The 19,872-nt window shown below is 43.6% G+C and carries 22 protein-coding genes; 8 read left to right on the top strand and 14 right to left on the bottom strand.

Features of this window, described 5'->3' with window-relative positions:
* Positions 1-136: 136 nt before the first annotated feature.
* The 12 genes from ACRD7A_RS11720 to ACRD7A_RS11665 form a co-directional block, all read right to left on the bottom strand.
* The gene (locus ACRD7A_RS11720) at positions 137-379 is read right to left on the bottom strand and encodes a hypothetical protein (RefSeq protein WP_430811291.1); all 243 of its coding nucleotides are present in this window, start codon (positions 377-379) and stop codon (positions 137-139) included.
* Positions 363-578: a putative quorum-sensing-regulated virulence factor gene (locus ACRD7A_RS11715; protein WP_430811292.1), complete on the bottom strand. Its 216-nt coding sequence runs from the start codon at positions 576-578 to the stop codon at positions 363-365. Before ACRD7A_RS11715 ends, ACRD7A_RS11720 begins: the two co-directional genes overlap by 17 nt.
* Positions 575-1,330 carry a hypothetical protein gene (locus ACRD7A_RS11710; RefSeq protein ID WP_430811293.1) on the bottom strand — a complete coding sequence of 252 codons (756 nt, stop codon included), beginning with the start codon at positions 1,328-1,330 and terminating at the stop codon, positions 575-577. Before ACRD7A_RS11710 ends, ACRD7A_RS11715 begins: the two co-directional genes overlap by 4 nt.
* Positions 1,327-1,764 (bottom strand): recombination protein NinG, encoded by a 438-nt coding sequence (locus ACRD7A_RS11705; RefSeq protein WP_430811294.1) that lies wholly within the window; start codon positions 1,762-1,764, stop codon positions 1,327-1,329. The genes ACRD7A_RS11710 and ACRD7A_RS11705 overlap by 4 nt, the downstream gene beginning before the upstream one ends.
* Position 1,765: 1 nt before the next feature.
* The gene (locus ACRD7A_RS11700) at positions 1,766-2,068 is read right to left on the bottom strand and encodes a hypothetical protein (RefSeq protein ID WP_430811295.1); all 303 of its coding nucleotides are present in this window, start codon (positions 2,066-2,068) and stop codon (positions 1,766-1,768) included.
* A 2-nt stretch (positions 2,069-2,070) separates the two neighbouring features.
* Positions 2,071-3,108, bottom strand: a complete 1,038-nt coding sequence (locus ACRD7A_RS11695) for a hypothetical protein (protein WP_430811296.1) — start codon at positions 3,106-3,108, stop codon at positions 2,071-2,073.
* A gap of 3 nt (positions 3,109-3,111) precedes the next feature.
* Entirely contained in the window at positions 3,112-3,681 is a 570-nt protein-coding gene (locus tag ACRD7A_RS11690) for a hypothetical protein (RefSeq protein WP_430811297.1), read from the bottom strand.
* Positions 3,682-3,683: 2 nt separating this feature from the next.
* Positions 3,684-4,880 (bottom strand): coiled-coil domain-containing protein, encoded by a 1,197-nt coding sequence (locus ACRD7A_RS11685; RefSeq protein ID WP_430811298.1) that lies wholly within the window; start codon positions 4,878-4,880, stop codon positions 3,684-3,686.
* Positions 4,881-5,051: 171 nt separating this feature from the next.
* On the bottom strand, positions 5,052-5,210 hold the full coding sequence (locus ACRD7A_RS11680; RefSeq protein ID WP_430811299.1) for a hypothetical protein: 159 nt from the start codon (positions 5,208-5,210) through the stop codon (positions 5,052-5,054).
* Between the two features lie 10 nt (positions 5,211-5,220).
* The gene (locus tag ACRD7A_RS11675; protein ID WP_430811300.1) at positions 5,221-5,499 is read right to left on the bottom strand and encodes a helix-turn-helix domain-containing protein; all 279 of its coding nucleotides are present in this window, start codon (positions 5,497-5,499) and stop codon (positions 5,221-5,223) included.
* 1 nt (position 5,500) lies between these two features.
* Positions 5,501-6,211 (bottom strand): phage antirepressor KilAC domain-containing protein, encoded by a 711-nt coding sequence (locus ACRD7A_RS11670; RefSeq protein WP_430811301.1) that lies wholly within the window; start codon positions 6,209-6,211, stop codon positions 5,501-5,503.
* Positions 6,211-6,402, bottom strand: coding sequence for a hypothetical protein (locus ACRD7A_RS11665; RefSeq protein WP_430811302.1), 192 nt, complete (start codon positions 6,400-6,402; stop codon positions 6,211-6,213). The genes ACRD7A_RS11670 and ACRD7A_RS11665 overlap by 1 nt, the downstream gene beginning before the upstream one ends.
* Positions 6,403-6,517: 115 nt before the next feature.
* On the opposite strand from ACRD7A_RS11665, the gene ACRD7A_RS11660 reads away from it, so the two are divergent.
* From ACRD7A_RS11660 to nth, 5 genes are all read left to right on the top strand, one after another.
* The gene (locus ACRD7A_RS11660) at positions 6,518-7,534 is read left to right on the top strand and encodes a S24 family peptidase (protein WP_430811303.1); all 1,017 of its coding nucleotides are present in this window, start codon (positions 6,518-6,520) and stop codon (positions 7,532-7,534) included.
* 57 nt (positions 7,535-7,591) lie between these two features.
* On the top strand, positions 7,592-8,182 hold the full coding sequence (locus tag ACRD7A_RS11655; protein ID WP_430811304.1) for a hypothetical protein: 591 nt from the start codon (positions 7,592-7,594) through the stop codon (positions 8,180-8,182).
* A 302-nt stretch (positions 8,183-8,484) separates the two neighbouring features.
* Positions 8,485-9,297, top strand: a complete 813-nt coding sequence (gene zupT / locus ACRD7A_RS11650; protein WP_430811305.1) for a zinc transporter ZupT — start codon at positions 8,485-8,487, stop codon at positions 9,295-9,297.
* A 281-nt stretch (positions 9,298-9,578) separates the two neighbouring features.
* On the top strand, positions 9,579-11,912 hold the full coding sequence (locus ACRD7A_RS11645) for a TonB-dependent receptor (protein WP_430811306.1): 2,334 nt from the start codon (positions 9,579-9,581) through the stop codon (positions 11,910-11,912).
* Between the two features lie 8 nt (positions 11,913-11,920).
* The gene (nth, locus tag ACRD7A_RS11640; protein ID WP_430811307.1) at positions 11,921-12,571 is read left to right on the top strand and encodes an endonuclease III; all 651 of its coding nucleotides are present in this window, start codon (positions 11,921-11,923) and stop codon (positions 12,569-12,571) included.
* 70 nt (positions 12,572-12,641) lie between these two features.
* Here nth and ACRD7A_RS11635 read toward each other — a convergent pair whose 3' ends face one another.
* Complete coding sequence (locus tag ACRD7A_RS11635) at positions 12,642-16,829, bottom strand: hybrid sensor histidine kinase/response regulator transcription factor (RefSeq protein WP_430811308.1); 4,188 nt, start codon at positions 16,827-16,829, stop codon at positions 12,642-12,644.
* 652 nt (positions 16,830-17,481) lie between these two features.
* Here ACRD7A_RS11635 and ACRD7A_RS11630 point away from each other — a divergent pair.
* Complete coding sequence (locus ACRD7A_RS11630) at positions 17,482-18,183, top strand: cytidylate kinase-like family protein (RefSeq protein ID WP_430811309.1); 702 nt, start codon at positions 17,482-17,484, stop codon at positions 18,181-18,183.
* Between the two features lie 30 nt (positions 18,184-18,213).
* Here ACRD7A_RS11630 and ACRD7A_RS11625 read toward each other — a convergent pair whose 3' ends face one another.
* A complete protein-coding gene (locus ACRD7A_RS11625; protein WP_430811310.1) occupies positions 18,214-18,549 on the bottom strand; it encodes a DUF6249 domain-containing protein in 336 nt (111 codons plus the stop codon).
* Between the two features lie 304 nt (positions 18,550-18,853).
* Here ACRD7A_RS11625 and ACRD7A_RS11620 point away from each other — a divergent pair, with 304 nt between their 5' ends.
* Together ACRD7A_RS11620 and ACRD7A_RS11615 are read left to right on the top strand one after the other, a co-directional pair.
* On the top strand, positions 18,854-19,429 hold the full coding sequence (locus ACRD7A_RS11620; RefSeq protein WP_430811311.1) for an RNA polymerase sigma factor: 576 nt from the start codon (positions 18,854-18,856) through the stop codon (positions 19,427-19,429).
* 11 nt (positions 19,430-19,440) lie between these two features.
* Positions 19,441-19,869: a hypothetical protein gene (locus tag ACRD7A_RS11615; RefSeq protein WP_430811312.1), complete on the top strand. Its 429-nt coding sequence runs from the start codon at positions 19,441-19,443 to the stop codon at positions 19,867-19,869.
* Positions 19,870-19,872: the final 3 nt, after the last annotated feature.

Raw genomic sequence — 19,872 nt, 5'->3', positions numbered from 1 at the left:
CATTTTTAGTTCAGTTCAGCGAGCGGAGAGGGAGTCGAACCCTCTTGCATCCAATCCGCTCAAAAGCCGCCGGTCTGTTTTTTTGATATTTTGATATAAATAGTTTTATTGGTGGCGGCTCCCTGGTACCGTTGTATCAGGATTGTATGTTCGCAAAAAGATGCTTTTTCAGCTCATCAATGCTGGCATGTACATTCTCTTCATCGGTGTAATCGTAAGGGCCAAACTGATACTGCACCCTACTTTCGTTACTCTTGTTCTCAAGCCAGCTATTCTTCACGGCTCCTTCGATACTTACAATGCCAAGTATCTCTTTTTCACAAATTCGGTTGTTGCTCATGTAGGCCACTTTGTCGCCAATCTTAAATTTCGTTTTCATTGTTCTGTTCGTTTAGTTCTTTTTCAATTACATCCAGGTTCTCGTGTATGTACCAGTACACGGCATTGCGTGTGCCGCCGCTGGTTTTTTTAACCTTATTATTTTCCCACAGCCACATCAAGTAGCTTGCGGGCACATCAATCATCGGCTTTCCCTGGTGCTTGCCATAGGGCATGGGGTCATTATCTGTTAGTGTCATTGCTCTTCGTTTTTTGCCGTTTGGATATAAGCTTCGGAGAAATCGCGACCAATAATGGCCGTGAATGAGATAATAACAGCCTGCTCCAAGGTGGTGGAAAAATCAGCCACATGCCCACTGGCGTTCAGTTCATTGCTTATCCAATAATTAATGGCTGTGGATGCCGCCTCTACGTCGGTGGCAAATACCAGAAAGTTGTTGGAATATACATGGCCGTCATCGTTAATCAGCATGGCCATTTTGTACAGTTTCTTTTCCGTATCGTTGTCTGCATCTTCTTTCGCCAAGGACTCTTCAATAACCGTGTAATCGCCAAACTCCTTAAGCTGCGACAGCTTGCAATAGCCCGAATAGTTTTGCTCCACATAATCTTTCACAATAGCCGTGGCCACATCAAAAGAATTGGCATACAACAACAGTTTCACCTTCTTTTTTCCCACCTCAACCAGAGCGCTCCATATTCGAGTGCCGCCATCCATCATAATGGTTGCCTCGCGCCGTTGGTTGCTCACAGTAACCTCGGCCACATCGCCGCTTTGAATGTGGAACATGATAGAAGAGATTGTCTCATTCTCGAGATATGTGCCTTTGCCCAATATCACTTCCTTGCGCTCGATGGATACCACTTCGCTGGTGTCTTCATCCACAAAGTCCTCCATCCAACCGCGACAAAGGCGCTCTGCCAGGTACATGCCCTGCATCTCTTCCGGCTTATTGGTGGTAATTATTGTTTCGTCTTTTCTTGTTTTCATCTTAGCTCGTAGTTTAGCTTGCTTAGCATCGATTTATACTTCTCAATCAGTTCTATGTAGTCGAAGCGCGACCAATGATGGCTAAGCTTCGATAGTGCCTGAAGGTGCTGAGCGGTGCCGGGGCCATAAAGCCGATCAATATACCTGGCCATTTTTTCCGGCTCACCACCTCCTTCGGGTCCATTGCAGCGCTTACATTGCGGATGCACATTCTGCGGGTGAAACTTGGTAATCTTATGCCGCCTGCTCATGTAATGGCCGGCATCCATACTACGCCATTGCCGGTAAGCCCCGCAGGTTACGCATCGCCCCACTCCATTATCGTCGGTGTTTTGCTGGCGAACCCACAGCGACATAAGCCGCCATAGTTCCTTATCCAGCCATTGATTTGTTTTTTTAGCGTACCTCGCTATTATCTCATCCGATACGTGCATGCTAAAAAGGTAAATCGTCAATATCATCCTGTGTAGGCGGCTGCGCTTGCAAATCCTCCCATATACGGCCATTACCAATAAACACACGCATAACCTGCTGGCCTGATCGCTTGGCTTCTATCTCTTCCTTGCTTAGCGATACCGACACGCTAAAGTCATTATCAAACCGATCCGGCTCATCGTAGTCGTATGTCTCAATAGGGAGGTATAGCTTACCGTTACCGGCCTTAACAATCTTATGCGCTGCATTTTCCTTAATATCACTCAGGCAAATGCTCATGGTGCGTCTTCTTCCTTGTTTCATGTTTAGTTTTTAATTTTGTTCATGTAATCGCGGGCCAGCTTTACCATTTCGCGACCCTGCCGCAGCATCTTTTCATTGCGCTTGGTGTGGAAAACCTTTATCCGTTGTTCTATTGGCAGCTCCATAAAACCAGCGGCAAACCAGTCAATATCAAGCGTACCGCTCATCTCGCACAGTTCCACCAGTCCAGCTTCGGTATAAATCATATTGCTTACCTTCTCTACCACAAAGGGTATATGTTCCGGACGTATGCAGCCATCCATGGTCATCAGGTTATACTTCCAGTCCATGCGCCTCAGCTCATCATCTACCAGTCGAATGGGAGTATCTACTAAGGTGTAAATCAGCTCAGCCTCATCCATCTGCCACAGATCCATATACAATTGAAGCTGCCACTCGTACAACGTGCTTATCTTGGGTACTGCTCTCGGAAAAGTATCATGATCCCAACTGGTTTTAAAGTCGCGCACCTTACCCTGTACATTATCGGCCTCGCCAACCCAGTAATCATTCAGCTTGCGCTCGGTATTCTTCTCCAACTCTTGGCCAATGTATTGGCCGTACAGCTTAATAGACGCATCCTCCATTTCAATACCCTTGTCCATGTATTTTGTCTCAATAACCTTGCGCCTTTTAAACACATCCTCTCTCACCAGCTCTTCACAAAGGGTTTTAGCACCATCGGACAACTGAATCTTAGCGCGCATCTTGGCACCTAAATCATAATAGGTAGCCTCTTGATTCTCGGTAAGCGGCCGGCCAATGCCCATAAAGCGATCGTGATAGGCTGCATAAGTTTTCGCCTGGCTTTCTGTTAATGGCTTAGGCAAGCCCCCCATCAACCGGCCAAAGCTGTGGCAGCGAAATAAGTAATCGTCGTAATTATCGCGAGTGGCAACATGACTAAAGCTGGCCTGTACTTTTTTAGGGAATGGATTACGTGGCTTAAGTCGGGTCTTTTCTTTCTGCTCCATGGCCTCTAGCATGGAGGCGTAATCAGCGGGGAGACTCGCTCCCCCTTGTTTTAAAAAATCGCTCATATCTTACCAGTTGTAAATTTCAAATGGATACTCGCCACGCCAGATGGCATTCAAATCAAGCAGCTGCTTTTCTTCAAGCTGTTGGATTACGTCTTCGATATCCGCCTGTAATGGCTTATGCGGTTTAGGTGTTACGGCAAACTCGGTATCATTTTTCCCGGTACCAGTGCGGTGGATATTGATATCGAAGTCGCGCAGATCGCCCCAGTCTTCATCTTCGGCTAAGGCGTAGAGTGGCTTTAATACCGATATTTGGGTGATTTCAAGAATTTTCGGAGCCTTACTGGCGTAATCCCACACCAGCATAATCCAGAAGTGTTTCGATCCTTCAAAGTCGCCATCTTCATTACGCTTGGCTCTTACTTCTCGTAACGCATCTGTTGTAAAGTCGCCCTCTTCAATATGGCGGCGATGTGGCTTTTTATCTTCGGTAAACACCACGTAACCAAGCATTGGAGCACTTAATACACGTATTACATTATCGCCAGGCGTAAGCTTCATAAACTGGCGAGTTTTATCAGGTACCTGGTAAGCTTCAGGTAGGAATGATCCTCTTTTTTCTATCTCTGTCATGATTATAGTTCGTTAATGTATTCAATTGAATTTTGAACCAATTCGGAAATATTGGCTGTTATTTGGGCGTACACCTTGTTGCTCTTATCGCTGTTTAGCGCTAACTGGGGTAGCTGAATCTTCGACAATACTTCAAGCATCTTTTCCTTATCCGGCTTAATAGCTTCCAGTCGGGCGGCTTCTTTATGAACCATAGCTTTTAATTCGGGCAATAACGCTGTTTCAAAAGCTTCATTGCTGGCACCTTCTACTTCCCACTTCTTAATAACCAGGTTGCCAAAGGTTAAATGGCCGGTTTCCTCATCGTAGGTATAGCCATTATCACTAAGGATAAGTTTACGGCGTTCAAACTCTTCTTTTGCTTCGGCTTCTGCCCTTTTTCGCGCCTCCTCGGCTTGTGCCTTCTGCCTGGCTTCTTCGGCTTTTCTACGCTCTGACTCCTTACGATCCAGCTCTGCTTTTTGCTTAGCCAACGCTTCACGATCGGCTTTCAACTTAGCCTCTTCCACCTGTCGTTTTTTTCGGGCTTCGGCTTCTGCTCTTTGGCGTTCAGCTTCCTGCCTCTTGCGCTCGGCTTCTGCTTCTTTTCGCTGTCTCTCCAATTCTTCACGCTCAATGCGCAATCGCTCAGCTTCAGCCAGGTTCGTTTCCTTCTGCTCAGCCATGGCCAGCACTTCTTTTTTAGCCGTTAGGAAATCATCTTCAAACTCCTCTACATCGAGTGTTGTGTTTGAAATGTCTTCCATTATCACGCCAATGGTCTTAACCGTGGCTGTATTAATGGCTTTGATCTTCTCCTCCTTAAAAGCCTTGATAACATTCTGATGCTTGAGTATGCGCTGACGCTCCTGCCTGGCACGCTCTTCACGTTCCTTCTGACGCTGCTCATCATAGCGGTTAATTTCGGCTTGTTGCTTTTCCTCGTATGGCAAGGTGATGGCAATCAGATTGGCCGTTTCCTCCTTTACATCCTTACGGAACTCTGCAAGTTTCGAAGCAATAAGTTTTTCACCTTTCTGCAGCTCGGTTCTGCCAGACTTGAGGGCTGTTCGTCGCTGCTGAGCTTCTTTCAGTGTTTTGGTGTCGATGATTTCTACAAAAGGATTCTCTTTTACAAGGGTCTCCTGCTTCTGCCGTGCATTAATATACTCTGGCAGCATCCGAAAATCGGAAATTACCAATGTCTTTGTTTCTGACATATTAATAATATTTAGGTTATTGGAAATATCACTTTACAATCGGCACACTCCTGCCAGGCTCGTCCACTGGCTAATGAGTGATGTCAGCATTGGGGGCATTTTTGGTAAAACATCCGTTTGTGTTTAGGCTTAGGCTTGGGCTTATCCTTGGCTGATAGCATTCCTCTTCTATTACTCATCTTTGCGGGCTTCTAAAAAGAACATCAAAGCCCCCAGTGCACATATTGGCAATAGTATCGCTTGGTGATAAGCACCGAAGAATATGGATATAGCACAGCCTAACGCCAGTAGTGTAAAAGCACTGGCAATAACATAGTTTACAGTTTTCATTCGGATGGGTTTAGGTGGCCACTCTAAAGGCCTGTTCGATAAAAGAGTCTATCTCAGTCCGCTTGTAACGGATCCTGCTGTTTCCTTTTCCTGCTTTGTAGTAGGGTAACTGAATAGTTTTATCCTTGTAGCTCCCTCCTACCTTCTGCTTGATCATCACACCTTCGGTTCGCCAGTTTTCAAGTACATTGGCACTTACATCTAAATAGGCCATGGCTTCTTTCGTACTCAAATACCTTTTGGTGTTAATGTCGCAGATAACTTGTAGTGTTTGCTTAGGTCGGGCCATATCAACATGCTTTTTTCGATAAAAACTTATTGATAAAATACACCTGCCCTTTGCCGGTTACTTTGGTGGTAATACTCACCAGTGGTTCTTTATCAGGTCGGCTGATAGTCCGCTCAATTACTTCGAACAAACCCAACTCCATTGCTCGCTGAGTAGGGCGGTTGTACTTTTCGCCATGCTTGCACAGGAAGTTATTCTCGCGCATCCAGCTAAACAGCCTGTTTTGTCCGATCTCGATGCCGTTCTGGCGCAGTATCTTGGCTAACTCACCAATAAGGATGCTTTTCTTTGAAGCTGTGACAGAATCGGCAAACAATACCTTTGGCGCCTGCTCTTTTATTTGAGCTTCAGCCAACATCTTTTTCTCAACCTCATCAGCCCAGGCTCTGGCAGCAATGGCAGGGTTCGAAAAATCGGGCAAGCCCTTTGTTTTCTCTAACTCTTCCCAGCGACGATTTACTTTAATTCGCAATTCGGCATTGTAACCGGTCATTAAGTCGAAGGTTTGCATCTTGGTCAATAAGTATTCACGATGTTGCTGGCTACCTGTGTTAGGATGGGTGTAATACCCCTCCCCAACTTTGGGGAGGCCCATATTTGCGTAATGACCGTTCAAATTATTAATGTCACGGCAAACATGATCGTGCCTTTTCCCTGTCAACTCGGCAATCTCCCGACTGCTCATAGTTGTTTTGATTGTGGCAACTTCCATTAGGCGGTTCGGGTTACAGTTACAACTTTCCCGTCATCTTCAAGTTTAAACTTCGCTCCACCCATGCTCTTGCCAACAGGGTATCTACGAGTGTTTAATGTGTCGTACTGACTAATTGGAAATTCCTCTTTTGAGCCAATAACCATACTTCTTAATACCGACGGTATAGGTCTAGTTTCAAGATTTTTCATATCTTCGTTATTATTGTTATTATTTGCACGGGCTCAAATGTGCCGTTTGGCCTGTGCTTATTTTTATTATTTACACTGCAAGTATAGTATAAATTTATACTATCATCAAATGCTTATGGACAATAATTATACTACCATCAAAGAGCGAGTTCTCTACTTTGCTAAAAATCAAAACATTGGTATTGAATTTTTATTGAAAAAAATTGGAATGACCTATGGAAGCTTTAAGGGGAAAGCAAAAAAAGGGACATTAAATTCAGATGCGATAGATAATTTATTAACCATCTATCCAAATATAAATCCTCGTTGGTTAATTTCTGGACAAGGCGAGATGCTACTAAAAAGCAATGAAGAAGCTCAAGAGTTATTGGAAGAATCGAAAAATAGATTTGACATAGACATTTTCCTAGAAAGACAAGGTTTAACATACGAAATACTGAGTGAAAAATCTATGGGTAACTACTCAGCTGAAGGTATTAGACAGATGAGAAAGATTACAAATAAGATCCCATCTCAATTTATTGAGATGCTAAAAACTAATTTTGGCTCTCAAGCTGTTGATGAATGCTTTCGCCCAATCTCAACAATAGAAGAAGAGTATTTATTAAAACAAACAAGGAAAGATTATTTACACACTGGTCCAACCGGCAACACATACAAAGACTTGAATAATGGCAAATATAAAGTTTCAGTTCCGCTAGTTCCTGCCTACGCTTACGCCCAATATCTTACCGATTATCAAGCTGACGAATTAAAAGAAAGATTTGAATATGTAGATTTTGTGGTTGACTTCATAGGAAAAGGCAAGTACTACGCTTTTGAAATAAAAGGCGATAGCATGGATGATGATTCTAAAAGGAGTATACCAGACGGCTCAACTGTATTGGCACGCGATGTAAAGCAAGAATATTGGAAAGATAAATTACACTTCAATAAGTTTCCTTACTGGATCATTGTTCATCAAAATTCAATCATGTGTAAGCAGATAGTTGAACACGATGTGGAACGAGGTGTTATCAAATGTCACTCATTAAATGATTCACCCGAATACAGCGATTTTGAAGTTGATTTAAGAGAAGTTAGGCAACTGCTTAATATTGTAAAAGTTCAAACAGAAGTTAAGTTTTTGTAATTCGTATAATATTAATTAATCCTTACATAAAATCGATGAAAAACCCAATGTAATTCCATGAAGTACTTAACAATAATTTTCGTATTAATAGCGCTATTAGGTTGCTCAAAACAACCAACTCAATACGACATTGTAAAACGCAACGCAAAACTCTACACAATACCACAACTAAACGACCCGAGTAGCTATGAATTTGCAAGCCTAAAGCTTATTGATTCAGTATTGTACAGAGATAATATCGAATACAAAAAACAAAATATCAAGTGGCTTTTGCAATCAGATAAAGACATGCTAAAAAGCGCTGAAGATGCAAGAAATAGAGGCGGCTTGCTGGCAGAGCTAACTGACGAAAAGCAAATACAAGACTACAAGGGCAACATTAAGAAGTTGGAAGGAATATTAAAAGACATTGAAGCAAAAAAGCTAAGTCTTGGCGACACAATTAACCAGGCAGCTTCATATACCTATGAGTATTCATTTAGGGCAAAAAACGCAATGGGAGCTTTAGTGTTAGAAAAATACATTGTTCAAACAAAACCAGCTCCAAGCTTCGACATCATCAACATGGCCAAAAATGCGAATAAGGTTCTTTTAAATCCTAACTCATTCCCTGGCTATGATGATATAATGTCCAAGTATAAACAATAACAAAAGAGCCTCAAGAGGCCTGTAATTTAGTTTTATTTTAGTTTTTTGAAAAATAATACCTTTCCTAATTCTTTGACTTACTGTGTTTTAATTAGTCTAATCCTTAGTACTGGGGGACCAGGGGTCGCAGGTTCAAATCCTGTCATCCCGACAATTGAAGAAAAAGACTTGTAGATTTATTCTGCAAGTCTTTTTTCGTTTGAAACACTCATTACTTCCATTTCACAAATAACTATTAACTTCGCGGACAATAAACAAGCACATAATTAGGCGGCTAGTCGGCACATCATAAAATATACACAATGGAATTTAACAACATACTATTTGCTTTCGCATTAACCCTTTTTGCGGGTCTGAGCACGGGAATTGGCAGTGCCATGGCCTTTTTTGCCAAGCGCACCAACACACGTTTTTTGGCTCTCTCACTAGGATTTTCTGCGGGCGTTATGATCTATGTATCGTTTGTTGAGATTTTTATGAAAGCTAAGAACACACTGATCGCCAATTATGGCGAGGCACCCGGTACCTGGTACACCGTACTGGCCTTTTTTGGCGGCGTTATCTTCATTGCCCTCATCGATAAATTCATTCCCTCCGCCGAAAACCCCCACGAGTTGCATTCCATTGAAGAGATGAACCGCCGCAGCGGACAAGTAAAGGACAAAAAGCTGATGCGCATGGGTACGTTTACGGCACTGGCCATCGGTATCCATAACTTCCCCGAAGGACTTGCCACCTTTACCGCAGCCTTGCAAGACCCCAACCTGGGTATCGCCATTGCCATTGCCATTGCCATACACAACATCCCCGAAGGCATTGCCGTATCGGTACCCGTGTATTTTGCCACGGGTAACCGCAAAAAAGCCTTCCGCCTGAGTTTCCTCTCAGGTTTATCCGAGCCCATTGGTGCACTTATTGGCTATCTGATACTGATGCCATTTATGACACCATTAACCTTCGGTATCATCTTTGCCGGAGTGGCTGGCATCATGGTGTTTATCAGTCTTGATGAACTACTGCCTTCAGCGCGAGAATACGGTGAACATCACCTTTCCATCTACGGTTTGTTTGCCGGCATGGCCGTAATGGCCATTAGCCTGCTGTTATTTCTTTAAAAAACATCTTTTTCCTGAAGGCTTGTACTAAGTTTTGAAAGCTTCCTATTCATCATAGCTTCTACGGAACGTTTCGTTATCAGTATTTTATCACAGATAACCATTCTCTAAAACTTACGGAACGCTCTACTATACAAAACAGCTGATGCAATGAACCTTAAATCCACTATTCATTGCCCAACCTATAGATTAATCACGAACATCATACTTTTTCCTAAACCTTTTTGCCAACAGGTGGTTGAAGTGAAATAGCTGTTTTGTAAAAAAATGTGATTAACAATATGAAGAAGTTTTTATACCTAATAAATCTATTTATACTCTTCGCAGGATACGCACAAGCTCAAAAAACCGATGCCAATATTTTTGGCGATGTGCAGGCCGAAAACGAACACCTGCCCTTTGTCAGCGTCTACCTTAAGGGTACACAATATGGCACCATGACAGATTTGTCGGGGCACTACATGCTAACCAACCTACCCGAAGGAACCCATACACTGGTGGCCAGTCTAATGGGATACAAGCCGGTTGAAAAAACGGTAACCATAACCAAAGGGCAGTCGCAGGAAATTAATTTTGTGATGGAAGAACAGGTGATGTCACTGGATGACATTGTGATTACAGGCACCAAAACCTTTAAGCGCAAAACAGAATCGGCCGTGGTGGTAAATGTAATGGAAGGCAAGAAATTGGAGATGCTTCAGGCCGGAACACTATCGGAGGGACTTGCCTTTCAGCCGGGACTGCGCATGGAAACCGACTGTCAGACCTGCAATTACACCCAGCTCCGCATGAACGGCCTGGGAGGTGCCTATTCACAAATTCTCATTAACAGCCGACCTGTTTTTAGCCCACTCACAGGACTCTACGGTCTTGAGCAGATACCCACCAATATGATTGAACGCATTGAAGTGGTGCGGGGCGGCGGATCAGCCCTTTATGGTGCCGGCGCCGTGGGCGGCACAGTAAACGTTATTACCAAAGTTCCGGAATCGAGCAGTTTCTCCGCATCTACAACACAGTCGGTAATTAATGGCGATGCCAGTGACAGCCAGATACTGGCCAATGCAGGTATTTTATCCGACCGTAAAAATGCCGGTTTGACACTTTTTGCTGCCAATCGCAATCGCGATTCATACGATCATAATGATGACGGTTTTAGTGAATTGCCCAAGCTAAAAAATAACTCCTTTGGCTTTACAGCTTTCCTTCTACCGGCACCTAAGCACAAGCTGGAAGCCAGCCTATCAAGCATGTATGAATACCGGCGTGGGGGCGACAGCGAAGAAAAACCGGCCTACCAGGCACAACAAACCGAGGAACGCACACACAATGTTCTGATGGGAGGCCTGGACTACAGCTTTTCGTTCAACGATAACCTCAGCTCACTGGATGTGTATGTGGCCGGACAAAGGACTGATCGTGATCACTATACCGGCATCCTTCCCGATAAGGGAACACCTGAATATCAACAACACCTGGAGAATCCTCCTTACGGACTCACGGAAAATGAAACCTATATGGGTGGGGCACAGTTCAACCACATGGTATCTAACTTCTTTAATGGTAAAAATAACTTGACACTGGGAGTCGAATACAACTACGATAGGGTTGCGGATGAGATAAAGGCCTATGACTATCTGTTGGATCAGACCACACGTAACTTTGGCGCTTACCTGCAAAGTGATTGGGAGATAGCCAAAAGATGGAACCTACTGACGGGTGTTAGAAGCGACAAGCACAATATGGTGGATAAGATGATACTCAGCCCACGGGTTTCTTTGCTGTACAAACAAAACGGAATGCAGCTGAGGGCAGGCTGGTCCACAGGCTTCAGGGCGCCACAGGCTTTCGATGCCGATATGCACATTGCCTTTGCCGGCGGAGGTATTCAACGCATTGAATTGACTGATGATCTGAAAGAAGAGCGTTCGCAAAGCTGGACTGCCTCCATTAATTACGATAAACCCCATGAGAAATATATCTGGGGACTTACACTGGAAGGCTTTTACACCACTCTGTTTGATGCCTTTATTCTGGAAGAAAACGGTGAGGATGCCCAAGGCAATGTACTGCTTGAGAAACGCAATGGTAGTAATTCTACCGTTAAAGGCATTACCCTGGAAGCACGCGCTAACTATAATAGACTATGGCAGCTGGAGGCGGGCTACACCCTCCAATCGAGCCGCTACGATGAAGCTGTTAAATGGTCAGAGCGTATTGAAGGTACAAAAGACTACCTACGCACCCCTGAGCAGTACGGCTACTACACCTTAACCTATAATCCGGTGTGGGGCATCAAGGCAGCACTGTCGGGCGTTTATACAGGCTCCATGCTGATTCCTCACTTTGGTGCCGGAAGCGACGATGGCAGCGGCAACCCCATCAATGACGAGCTGCTGAAATCAACTTCTTTTATGGAAACCAACCTCAAGGTCAGCTATGCGCTCGACTGGCGCTATGTTGGTGTGGGCGTCGAATTGTTTGGCGGCGTTCAAAACCTGTTTAATGCCTATCAGGATGACTTTGATAGGGGCAAAAACCGCGATAGTAACTATATTTACGGGCCGGCACGCCCGCGCACAATTTACTTTGGACTCAAACTAATGAACTTATAATACCTACCATGCTGAAGAAAGAACGCTACCAAAAGGTTATTGACTATTTTCAGGCACAGATGCCGGTGGCAGAAACCGAGCTTCATTACGGCAATCCCTACGAGCTATTGGTGGCTGTAATACTATCGGCTCAATGCACCGACAAACGGGTCAACCAGCTGACACCTGCCATTTTTGAGCGCTATCCCAGACCCGAAGACATGGCGCTGGCCACACCCGATGAAATCTTCGAGCTGATCCGCTCATGCAGCTATCCCAATAACAAAAGCAAGCATCTGGTGGGCATGGCAAAAATGCTGATGGAGGAATTTAAGGGCATCGTACCCGATGACATCAAAGAATTGCAAAAACTGCCCGGCGTGGGACGAAAAACAGCCAATGTGATTGCCTCGGTGGTATATGAAAAACCTGCCATAGCGGTTGACACTCATGTATTCAGGGTGGCGGCACGCATTGGCTTAACCACCAACTCAAAAACACCACTCGACACCGAGAAACAGCTGGTAAAGCACTTTCCGGAGGAGCTGCTGGCCATTGCCCACCACTGGCTGATACTGCATGGGCGCTATGTGTGTATCGCCCGCAAACCCAAGTGCAGCCGTTGTGGCCTAAAAGAATTCTGTCGCCACTACGAAAAAGAAGTAAGTTCGAAAAAATAAACTGTTACACTAACAATACAAAGAAAAGGCTTGTTCCATACAATCGAAATTAATGGAACAAGCCTTTTCTTTATTTCGTTAGCTTACCACCTGATGCATCGCCCTTTTGAAATACAGTAGGTGTTACGCCAAACAAGCCCTTGAAACTCTTTGAGAAATATTTAGGGTCGTTAAAACCTACCTGGTAAGTCACCTCCGACACATTCAACTCTCCCTGCTTCAATAATTTAGCAGCCTGCTTGAGGCGGATAGTCCGAATAAACTCACTGGTACTCTGTCCGGTTAACTCACGTAGCTTCATATGAAGAAGCGTTCGGCTTACATTCATTTTCTTCACCAGCTCCGATACGTTAAAACCGGCATCCGACATGTTTTCCTCCACCGTTTGAATGGCTCGGTTTACAAACTGCTGATCGGTGGATGTGGTGGCGATCTCCTCCACAAAGTCCCACTGCTCCTTAAATCGGGACTTTAGAAGCTGACGATTCGCCAGCAGGTTCTGTATCTGCGTTACCAACAATTGCTTATCAAAAGGCTTCACCACATAGGCATCGGCGCCCGTCTCAAGGCCTTCGCGCTTTGAATCCATGTTATCGAGGGCCGTCAACATAATGATGGGAATATGACTCGTAATTACGTTTTTTCGCAGCTTGTCACAGAAGGTAAACCCATCCATCTCAGGCATCATCACATCGGTGATAATTATATCGGGTAACGATGACGAAGCTTTCTCCAGACCCTCAACCCCATTTCCGGCCTCATCAACACGGTAATGCTGTTGCAGAATTTTGCACAGATGAGCGCGCAAATCGTGCTGATCTTCCACCACCAGCACCTTAGGCTTATCACCACTCTCGGTTACAATGGGTTTGGAAACTTCCGTTTCTACATCTTCAGAGGACACTTCAGAGGGTTCCACCTGCTGCTCTTCATCGATTATCTCATCGTCATTAAAACGACTTCGCTCAACACAAAGAACCACCACTAAGACCGAACCACAAGGTTGATTATCCTCGATGCGAATGGAACCTTTGTGCATCTCCACCAACTCCTTCACCAGCGACAGCCCCACTCCAGTGCCAGCACCCCCCAGGCTTTGATTATGCTCAAGTTGATAGAAACGCTCAAATACTTTTTGCTTATCACTATCCGGCACACCAGCACCCGTATCACTCACACGCAGCTGCAACACTTTATCTTTCTGCAGCTCCAGCACCATGGAAACCTTCCCATTGGTTGGCGTATATTTAAATGCATTACTAAGCAAATTAAAGATAATTGTCTCTAGCTTTTCAGAATCAAACCATACCATCAGTGGTCGTGAATCGATTTTGCACTCAAAATGAATCTGCTTTTGATCGGCAATTCCCTGGAAAGACTCAGCAATGCGCCGCACAAAACCATTAATATTACGCTGCTTTATGCTTAAATGCATATTTCCCTGAGTCACTTTACGAAAATCCATTAATTGATTGATCAGGCGCAACAGACGATCCGTATTGTTCTTCATCAGTGACAGTTGGCTTCGAGTGGCTTTCGATAGCGTGGAATCATGATCCAACATCTCCTGAAGAGGGCCGGCTATCAGTGTCAAGGGTGTCCTGAACTCGTGAGATATATTGGTGAAAAAACGAATTTTCATCTGATGCAATGATGCTTCTTTTTCACGCGCCATCTTTTCCCGTTTGAGGCGCTCACGCTCTTTTACCCTGACAACAATCAAACGCTGTGTTGAAAACAAGCCAAGCACCACAAGTAAAAAATATCCCAAATAAGCATACCAGGTTCTATACCATGGAGGACGAATAACAATATTAAGAACGGCCTCTTCCGTATCCCACTCCCCGTCGTTATTGGCTGCTCGCAATCGGAAAGTATAGTTACCGGGCGACAAGTTTGAATAGGTAACTGAGCGTCTACCGGCATTGCTTAGGTTCCACTCTTCATCCAAACCATCCAAACGATACATAAAACTATTTTTACGCTGCTCATAGTACGACAAGGCCGCAAACTCAAGGCGTATCACATTCTCATCGTAACGCAGCTTAATCTCGTCGGTAAGCGGCAAAGCCTTGCTGAGAATAATGCGGTTATTGACTTTATCGTTGGGTTTTACAAGCTTGCCTGATAAGCTTATATGGCGTATCACCGGCGTTGCCTGATGGGGATTACGCTGGATATTATCCGGATAAAAGGTCCAAATACCATCCCTCGTAGGCATAGCCACCATACCATCGCTCAGGGTAACTGTTTTACCCGGCGTAAAATAATTGCGCTGAAAACCGCCCGGCATAAAATAGGGTGTAATAACGCCCAAAACCGTATCGAAACGAGCCAATCCCTGCAAGGTACCCATCCACATCACACTACTACCATCCTGATGTATCTGACTCACTGCCGATGAGGGCAGTCCGTCCTTTTCCTTATAAACAATATTGGTACCCGTATCCGGATTTAAACGATGTAAACCTTTGGCAGTACCAATCCATACATCGCCGCCCCCGGCATCGGCAATAACCAGCACCTGACGATCGGCCAAAGCAATGGGCTTGGTATCAGTATTGAAACGATGAACCAGACTTCCCCCTGCCAATGGGCCATCAATGGAAAAACAAAAGACACCTTCAAACTCGGTACCCAGCCACAAGCGATTTTTTTCATCTATGTAGTGCGAAATAAACACTTCAGAACAAGGGAAAAGGCGTGATCCATCTGCTTTTTCATAGACAAAACGCTGCTGTTTATTATCATATATATTAACCCCATTGTTAGTAATAACCCACAGATAAGCATTCCATTCAAAAATAGATTGAATAGTATTGCCATTAATTTTATGGGGCGTCGGCTTCGTTTCGGTATACTGCTTAAATGACACTAACTTATCACCATCCAATACAATGTGCATCAAACCATCCGTTTCTGTACCCACCCACAAATGACCATTTGCATTTTTATAAATGGCAGTAATATTCTTTTTATACAAATTTGGTGTCCGTGTTGAATCACTGAGTATGGCTTTGTATTGAAAGCCTCCTATCTGCTTTTTTGCCTCATAAAGCCCAGTAGAAGTAGCCCACAGCATGGCTTCGGTATCACTCAGTACAATTTGATTCACCCGCTTGGCTTTAGCAGCAGCTTGGTATTCCACCTCATTTTTATAATGTACAAAATTCTCTCGCTTTTTTAGAATCTGTATCACTCCACCGCCAAGGGTTCCGGCCCACAGATTACCCTGATTGTCAGGATAAATCACCTTTACTTTGTTTTTAAAAAGGCTTTTCAGGGCCTCTTCCTCCTCCTTGAAGCGTTTAAAATGATAAGCTTCAACTGTTTCTCCCCTCACTAAGCGATTAAGGCCACCATCGTATGTACCCACCCATAAAAAACCTTCTTCATCTTCGCATAAAGCGTAAACATTGTCATGACTCAGCGATGTTGAATCTTGTGGGTCATGCAAAAAAGTAGTGAAGGAATCCGTTTTTCTATCATATAGGTTAAGTCCGTGCGCCCAGGTACCCAACCAAAGCTCCCCTGCCTTATCCTCGTATATTGCCATAATGCCTCTACTGCTTATTGAGCCCTCCTTATCATCAGCATAATAGTTAATAAATCCATTGGCACCAGCATCCAGCCGACTTAATCCCCCCTCTGTAGTTCCAGCCCAAAGGGTACCCTTTGAATCTTCCAACACGGAATAAACATGCGGATAAATTAAGCTCTTAGGATCATCCTGGCGATGGCGATAGTGTGTAACTTCCGATATTGGCTTGGCATTATCATCACTAATTTTAATGCGATTAAGACCATCTTCCGTTCCTACCCACAGGTGATCATCCCGAGATGGGGCAAAACAAAAAACATCATTTGAGGTAAGCATTGCCTGGGCATTTTGCCCAAGTGCAATAAACTGCTCCGTTGTTAAATCAAATATGCTGATACCACCTCCATCTGTACCAATCCATAAACGCCCATACCCATCCTCATATAAAGCCCTTACTATATTAGCAGAGATGCTATTCTCATCATTGGCATCATGACGAAATACTTCAAAGGAATAACCATCATAACGGTGTAATCCTTCTTCAGAACCAAACCACATAAAACCATAAGAATCCTGAAGTATACAGTGTATGTTGTTATCGGCAAGCCCATCAACAGTTGTAAGGTTAGTCGTGTAGTATTCATTATTCAGCCCACTAACGGTAAAAACCGACATGATGAATAGCGAAAATGTTACAAGTCGAATATACTTGAGCATGAAGTAAATAGTTTATTACCGCAAGGCGGCGTTGACAAAATTGAATGGATAAATAAGTCAGGTGGGTACAAAAATAATACAATATTTTTTAAGACGGAGCATTTCGGTGCTTTGCTAATCACAGAAAGGGCTTTCCCTCAAGCACTATCATAAACAGCATACAATGGTTTATCCAGAATAAGAGGATCAAGTACCTGGCCCCCCTTCATGCACTCTAAATTTTATCCGACAACAAAAACACTTCTGCCAATAATCGTTACCTACAACTAGCGATAAGTATCAATCTATAATTTAACAATTCTTAACTGTAATGATTTGTAATTATTGGAGAAAAAGTTTCATATTTGCATCAAGGATTTTTCATAAAAATTGGATTTAGTTAGCTGATTTAAGGGTAAGGACAGATTTCTCAATCTGTCCTTTTTTTATTTAACATGGTTTAACGATGCTTTATATTTCTTCACTAATAATTTTCAGACATTTGCAGTGTAGATTTTTTTTCATAGATTTTGGATTTAGTTAACGAACTGATTAAGGGTAAGGGCAGATTTTAATAATCTGCCCTTTTTCTTTATCCCACTGTTACATACATTATTTCCATTTCGATCAAAACATTGTATCTTTCAAAGTGTTAACTAAGCAAATCGAAACTATGGACAATCTCTTTTTAAAGTATATGGGTTCTCGTGAAGGAAAACAAGAGAGGCCCCAGCGCATCAGCCTCAATCCGGGTCCCGTCATTACCATTTCGCGCGAATACGGTTGCCATGGCAAACGCATCGCCGAGAAGCTTACTCAGGTGCTTAGTATGAAAAGTGAAGCGAGTGGTGAAAACAAACAGTGGCGTTGGATTAGCAAGGAAATTCTTGAGGAGTCGGCCAAAGAATTAAAACTATCGACCAGTCTGGTAAAGGACTTGAGCGAATATCGTCAAAGCAGTTTTTTTAAGGATCTGGCACTTTTCTTCAGCGAAGACTTCTATCCGGGTGACGCCACCATTAAAAATACAATAGCCCGCTATATACACAATGAAGCCGAACAAGGCTATGTAATCATTGTTGGGCGAGCAGGCGAGGCCATTACAAAAAATATTAAACGATCGTTTCACCTCAAATTGGAGGCTCCACTTAATTGGCGAGCCGAAGTGGTAGCGCGTGAAGAAAAAATGAGTATTAGCGAGGCAAAAAAGGCATGCCTGGCTCAGGATAAACGACGTGCCCTGTTCAGAGACTACTTTGAGAGAGGCAAGAAAGACATCGATTTTTTCGATGCCATTCTTAACTGCCAGGCTTTAAGCGATGATGAGATACTTGAACTACTCATCATCATTTGTGAAATACGCGGTTTTATCTAGCACTATAGATGCCAAGCCTCAGCTCCCCGCCTATTCGGGCTGACGCTTCTGAAGAAGGTAGAAAAGAATTAAACTACCTCCACCAAACAATAATATCATCGATAAAAAGGCGGCCACATCGGGCATGTTGGTAGTATTACTTATAAGGTTACCAACCAAAATACCAATGGCAATGCCTACCAGCAGCATACCATATTTAAGGCTTAAAAAATGACGTGGATTGCCCGTGTCAAAGATTGTGGCATCCTTACCGGCTGCAATCAAAGCTGTGCGTTCTAAACGTCGCTGACGAAGATAGGCCAATGATATAATGATAGCCGCTATACTTCCAAAAAATACCGTGGGTACTACTATTTCTACTCCCATAACCGTAATTATTTAAGTTTTTACTCTGTTTTCTGTAGCATCCTAACCCGGATGTCTACTCGTTGGACTTCCATTTAGGAACAACGGTTACAAAAAAATCACTTTTCCTCGCTGAGCGTATCTTTCACCTCTGTCGGTGGATATTGCCATTGAACACCCAGTGCTCTAACTTGTTTATTATTAGCAGTAGCGAACAGTTTAATGTTAATTACTTAACGATACGGAATCGACGCATCCTTCAACCCCAAAAAACAATGATAATCCCTTGTAACCGATTATCAAAAGGCAACGTCTTACTTGTTGAATGAACAACGCAAACGATATAAAAAACATTAAAGAAATTCGTGCTGGTGACGTCAGTGCCTTTGCGCAGCTAATCGATCGTCATCAGCCAATGGCCTTTACACTGGCCAATAGCATTGTTAAAAATCGTGAGGAAGCAGAAGAAGTAACGCAGGATGCCTTTTTTAAAGCCTACAAGGCACTTAGCAGCTTCAAAGGTAATGCTGAGTTTTCCACGTGGCTGTATCGCATTGTGTATAATACAGCCATTTCAAAATTACGCAGCCACAAAGTAAAGAGTATCAGCCTTGATGTGGAAGAGGCAAAAACCAACAAAGACCTTGTGGTGAGCGATGATTTGAAAAGGCTGGAGCAGCAGGAACGTAAAATAATTTTGAAAAAAGCACTAAAGCAACTGAAAGAAGACGATGCTTTTATTGTTATTTTATATTATTACAAAGAGCAAAGCATTGAAGAGATTGCCGATGCAACCGGCTTAGGCAAATCCAACATCAAGGTAAAACTGCACCGGGCGCGAAAGCAGATGCATGACACACTAAAAAGACTCCTTGAGATAGAACCGAGTTCATTGTTCTAAAACTAGCTACTATGAATAAAGAACATAAGCACCAAGTTAAATTTGATGACAGTACCCTTAAGGCACTATTTAAAAACTTTACCGAAGAGGAAGTGCCACCTGGCATAAAGAGTAGGGCGATGAGTCGTATCCTAAACGACTGGACGGAACAAGCCATTGGTTATTCCCCGCTGATCAGTAAGACCAATCGTTGGTGGCTGCTCGGTATATGTGCAGTACTACTAACCGTCACTTTCCTGGTAGATGCCACCGTATTGAGCTCCTATTGGCAACAAATTACCGGTAGCACCACGTTGGCTAATCTTTCAAGCCTATCGCAAGGTTTTGCAAGTATAGGAGACAGTTTTGGAAAACTACCTCCTATCCTATATTTCACAGCACTTGGCCTGCTCGCACTATTGGGCATTGACCGTTTCTTGAATCGTTTGGCTAATAACTGAGCT

It is taken from the genome of Carboxylicivirga longa (genome assembly GCF_050589825.1).
In the GTDB taxonomy this organism is placed as follows: domain Bacteria; phylum Bacteroidota; class Bacteroidia; order Bacteroidales; family Marinilabiliaceae; genus Carboxylicivirga; species Carboxylicivirga longa.
This window is presented reverse-complemented; position numbering and strand designations above follow the sequence as displayed.

Bases quoted from the DNA above. Each gene is read 5' to 3' on its own strand.
- ACRD7A_RS11615 (WP_430811312.1), top strand. From the start codon at position 19,441: ATGAATAAAGAACATAAGCACCAAGTTAAATTTGATGACAGTACCCTT.
- ACRD7A_RS11705 (WP_430811294.1), bottom strand. From the start codon at position 1,764: ATGCACGTATCGGATGAGATAATAGCGAGGTACGCTAAAAAAACAAAT.
- ACRD7A_RS11695 (WP_430811296.1), bottom strand. From the start codon at position 3,108: ATGAGCGATTTTTTAAAACAAGGGGGAGCGAGTCTCCCCGCTGATTAC.
- ACRD7A_RS11715 (WP_430811292.1), bottom strand. From the start codon at position 578: ATGACACTAACAGATAATGACCCCATGCCCTATGGCAAGCACCAGGGA.
- ACRD7A_RS11635 (WP_430811308.1), bottom strand. From the start codon at position 16,829: ATGCTCAAGTATATTCGACTTGTAACATTTTCGCTATTCATCATGTCG.
- ACRD7A_RS11645 (WP_430811306.1), top strand. From the start codon at position 9,579: ATGAAGAAGTTTTTATACCTAATAAATCTATTTATACTCTTCGCAGGA.
- zupT (WP_430811305.1), top strand. From the start codon at position 8,485: ATGGAATTTAACAACATACTATTTGCTTTCGCATTAACCCTTTTTGCG.
- ACRD7A_RS11685 (WP_430811298.1), bottom strand. From the start codon at position 4,880: ATGTCAGAAACAAAGACATTGGTAATTTCCGATTTTCGGATGCTGCCA.
- ACRD7A_RS11690 (WP_430811297.1), bottom strand. From the start codon at position 3,681: ATGACAGAGATAGAAAAAAGAGGATCATTCCTACCTGAAGCTTACCAG.
- ACRD7A_RS11720 (WP_430811291.1), bottom strand. From the start codon at position 379: ATGAAAACGAAATTTAAGATTGGCGACAAAGTGGCCTACATGAGCAAC.
- ACRD7A_RS11620 (WP_430811311.1), top strand. From the start codon at position 18,854: ATGAACAACGCAAACGATATAAAAAACATTAAAGAAATTCGTGCTGGT.
- ACRD7A_RS11680 (WP_430811299.1), bottom strand. From the start codon at position 5,210: ATGAAAACTGTAAACTATGTTATTGCCAGTGCTTTTACACTACTGGCG.
- ACRD7A_RS11625 (WP_430811310.1), bottom strand. From the start codon at position 18,549: ATGGGAGTAGAAATAGTAGTACCCACGGTATTTTTTGGAAGTATAGCG.
- ACRD7A_RS11630 (WP_430811309.1), top strand. From the start codon at position 17,482: ATGGACAATCTCTTTTTAAAGTATATGGGTTCTCGTGAAGGAAAACAA.
- nth (WP_430811307.1), top strand. From the start codon at position 11,921: ATGCTGAAGAAAGAACGCTACCAAAAGGTTATTGACTATTTTCAGGCA.
- ACRD7A_RS11670 (WP_430811301.1), bottom strand. From the start codon at position 6,211: ATGGAAGTTGCCACAATCAAAACAACTATGAGCAGTCGGGAGATTGCC.
- ACRD7A_RS11665 (WP_430811302.1), bottom strand. From the start codon at position 6,402: ATGAAAAATCTTGAAACTAGACCTATACCGTCGGTATTAAGAAGTATG.
- ACRD7A_RS11700 (WP_430811295.1), bottom strand. From the start codon at position 2,068: ATGAAACAAGGAAGAAGACGCACCATGAGCATTTGCCTGAGTGATATT.
- ACRD7A_RS11660 (WP_430811303.1), top strand. From the start codon at position 6,518: ATGGACAATAATTATACTACCATCAAAGAGCGAGTTCTCTACTTTGCT.
- ACRD7A_RS11655 (WP_430811304.1), top strand. From the start codon at position 7,592: ATGAAGTACTTAACAATAATTTTCGTATTAATAGCGCTATTAGGTTGC.
- ACRD7A_RS11675 (WP_430811300.1), bottom strand. From the start codon at position 5,499: ATGGCCCGACCTAAGCAAACACTACAAGTTATCTGCGACATTAACACC.
- ACRD7A_RS11710 (WP_430811293.1), bottom strand. From the start codon at position 1,330: ATGAAAACAAGAAAAGACGAAACAATAATTACCACCAATAAGCCGGAA.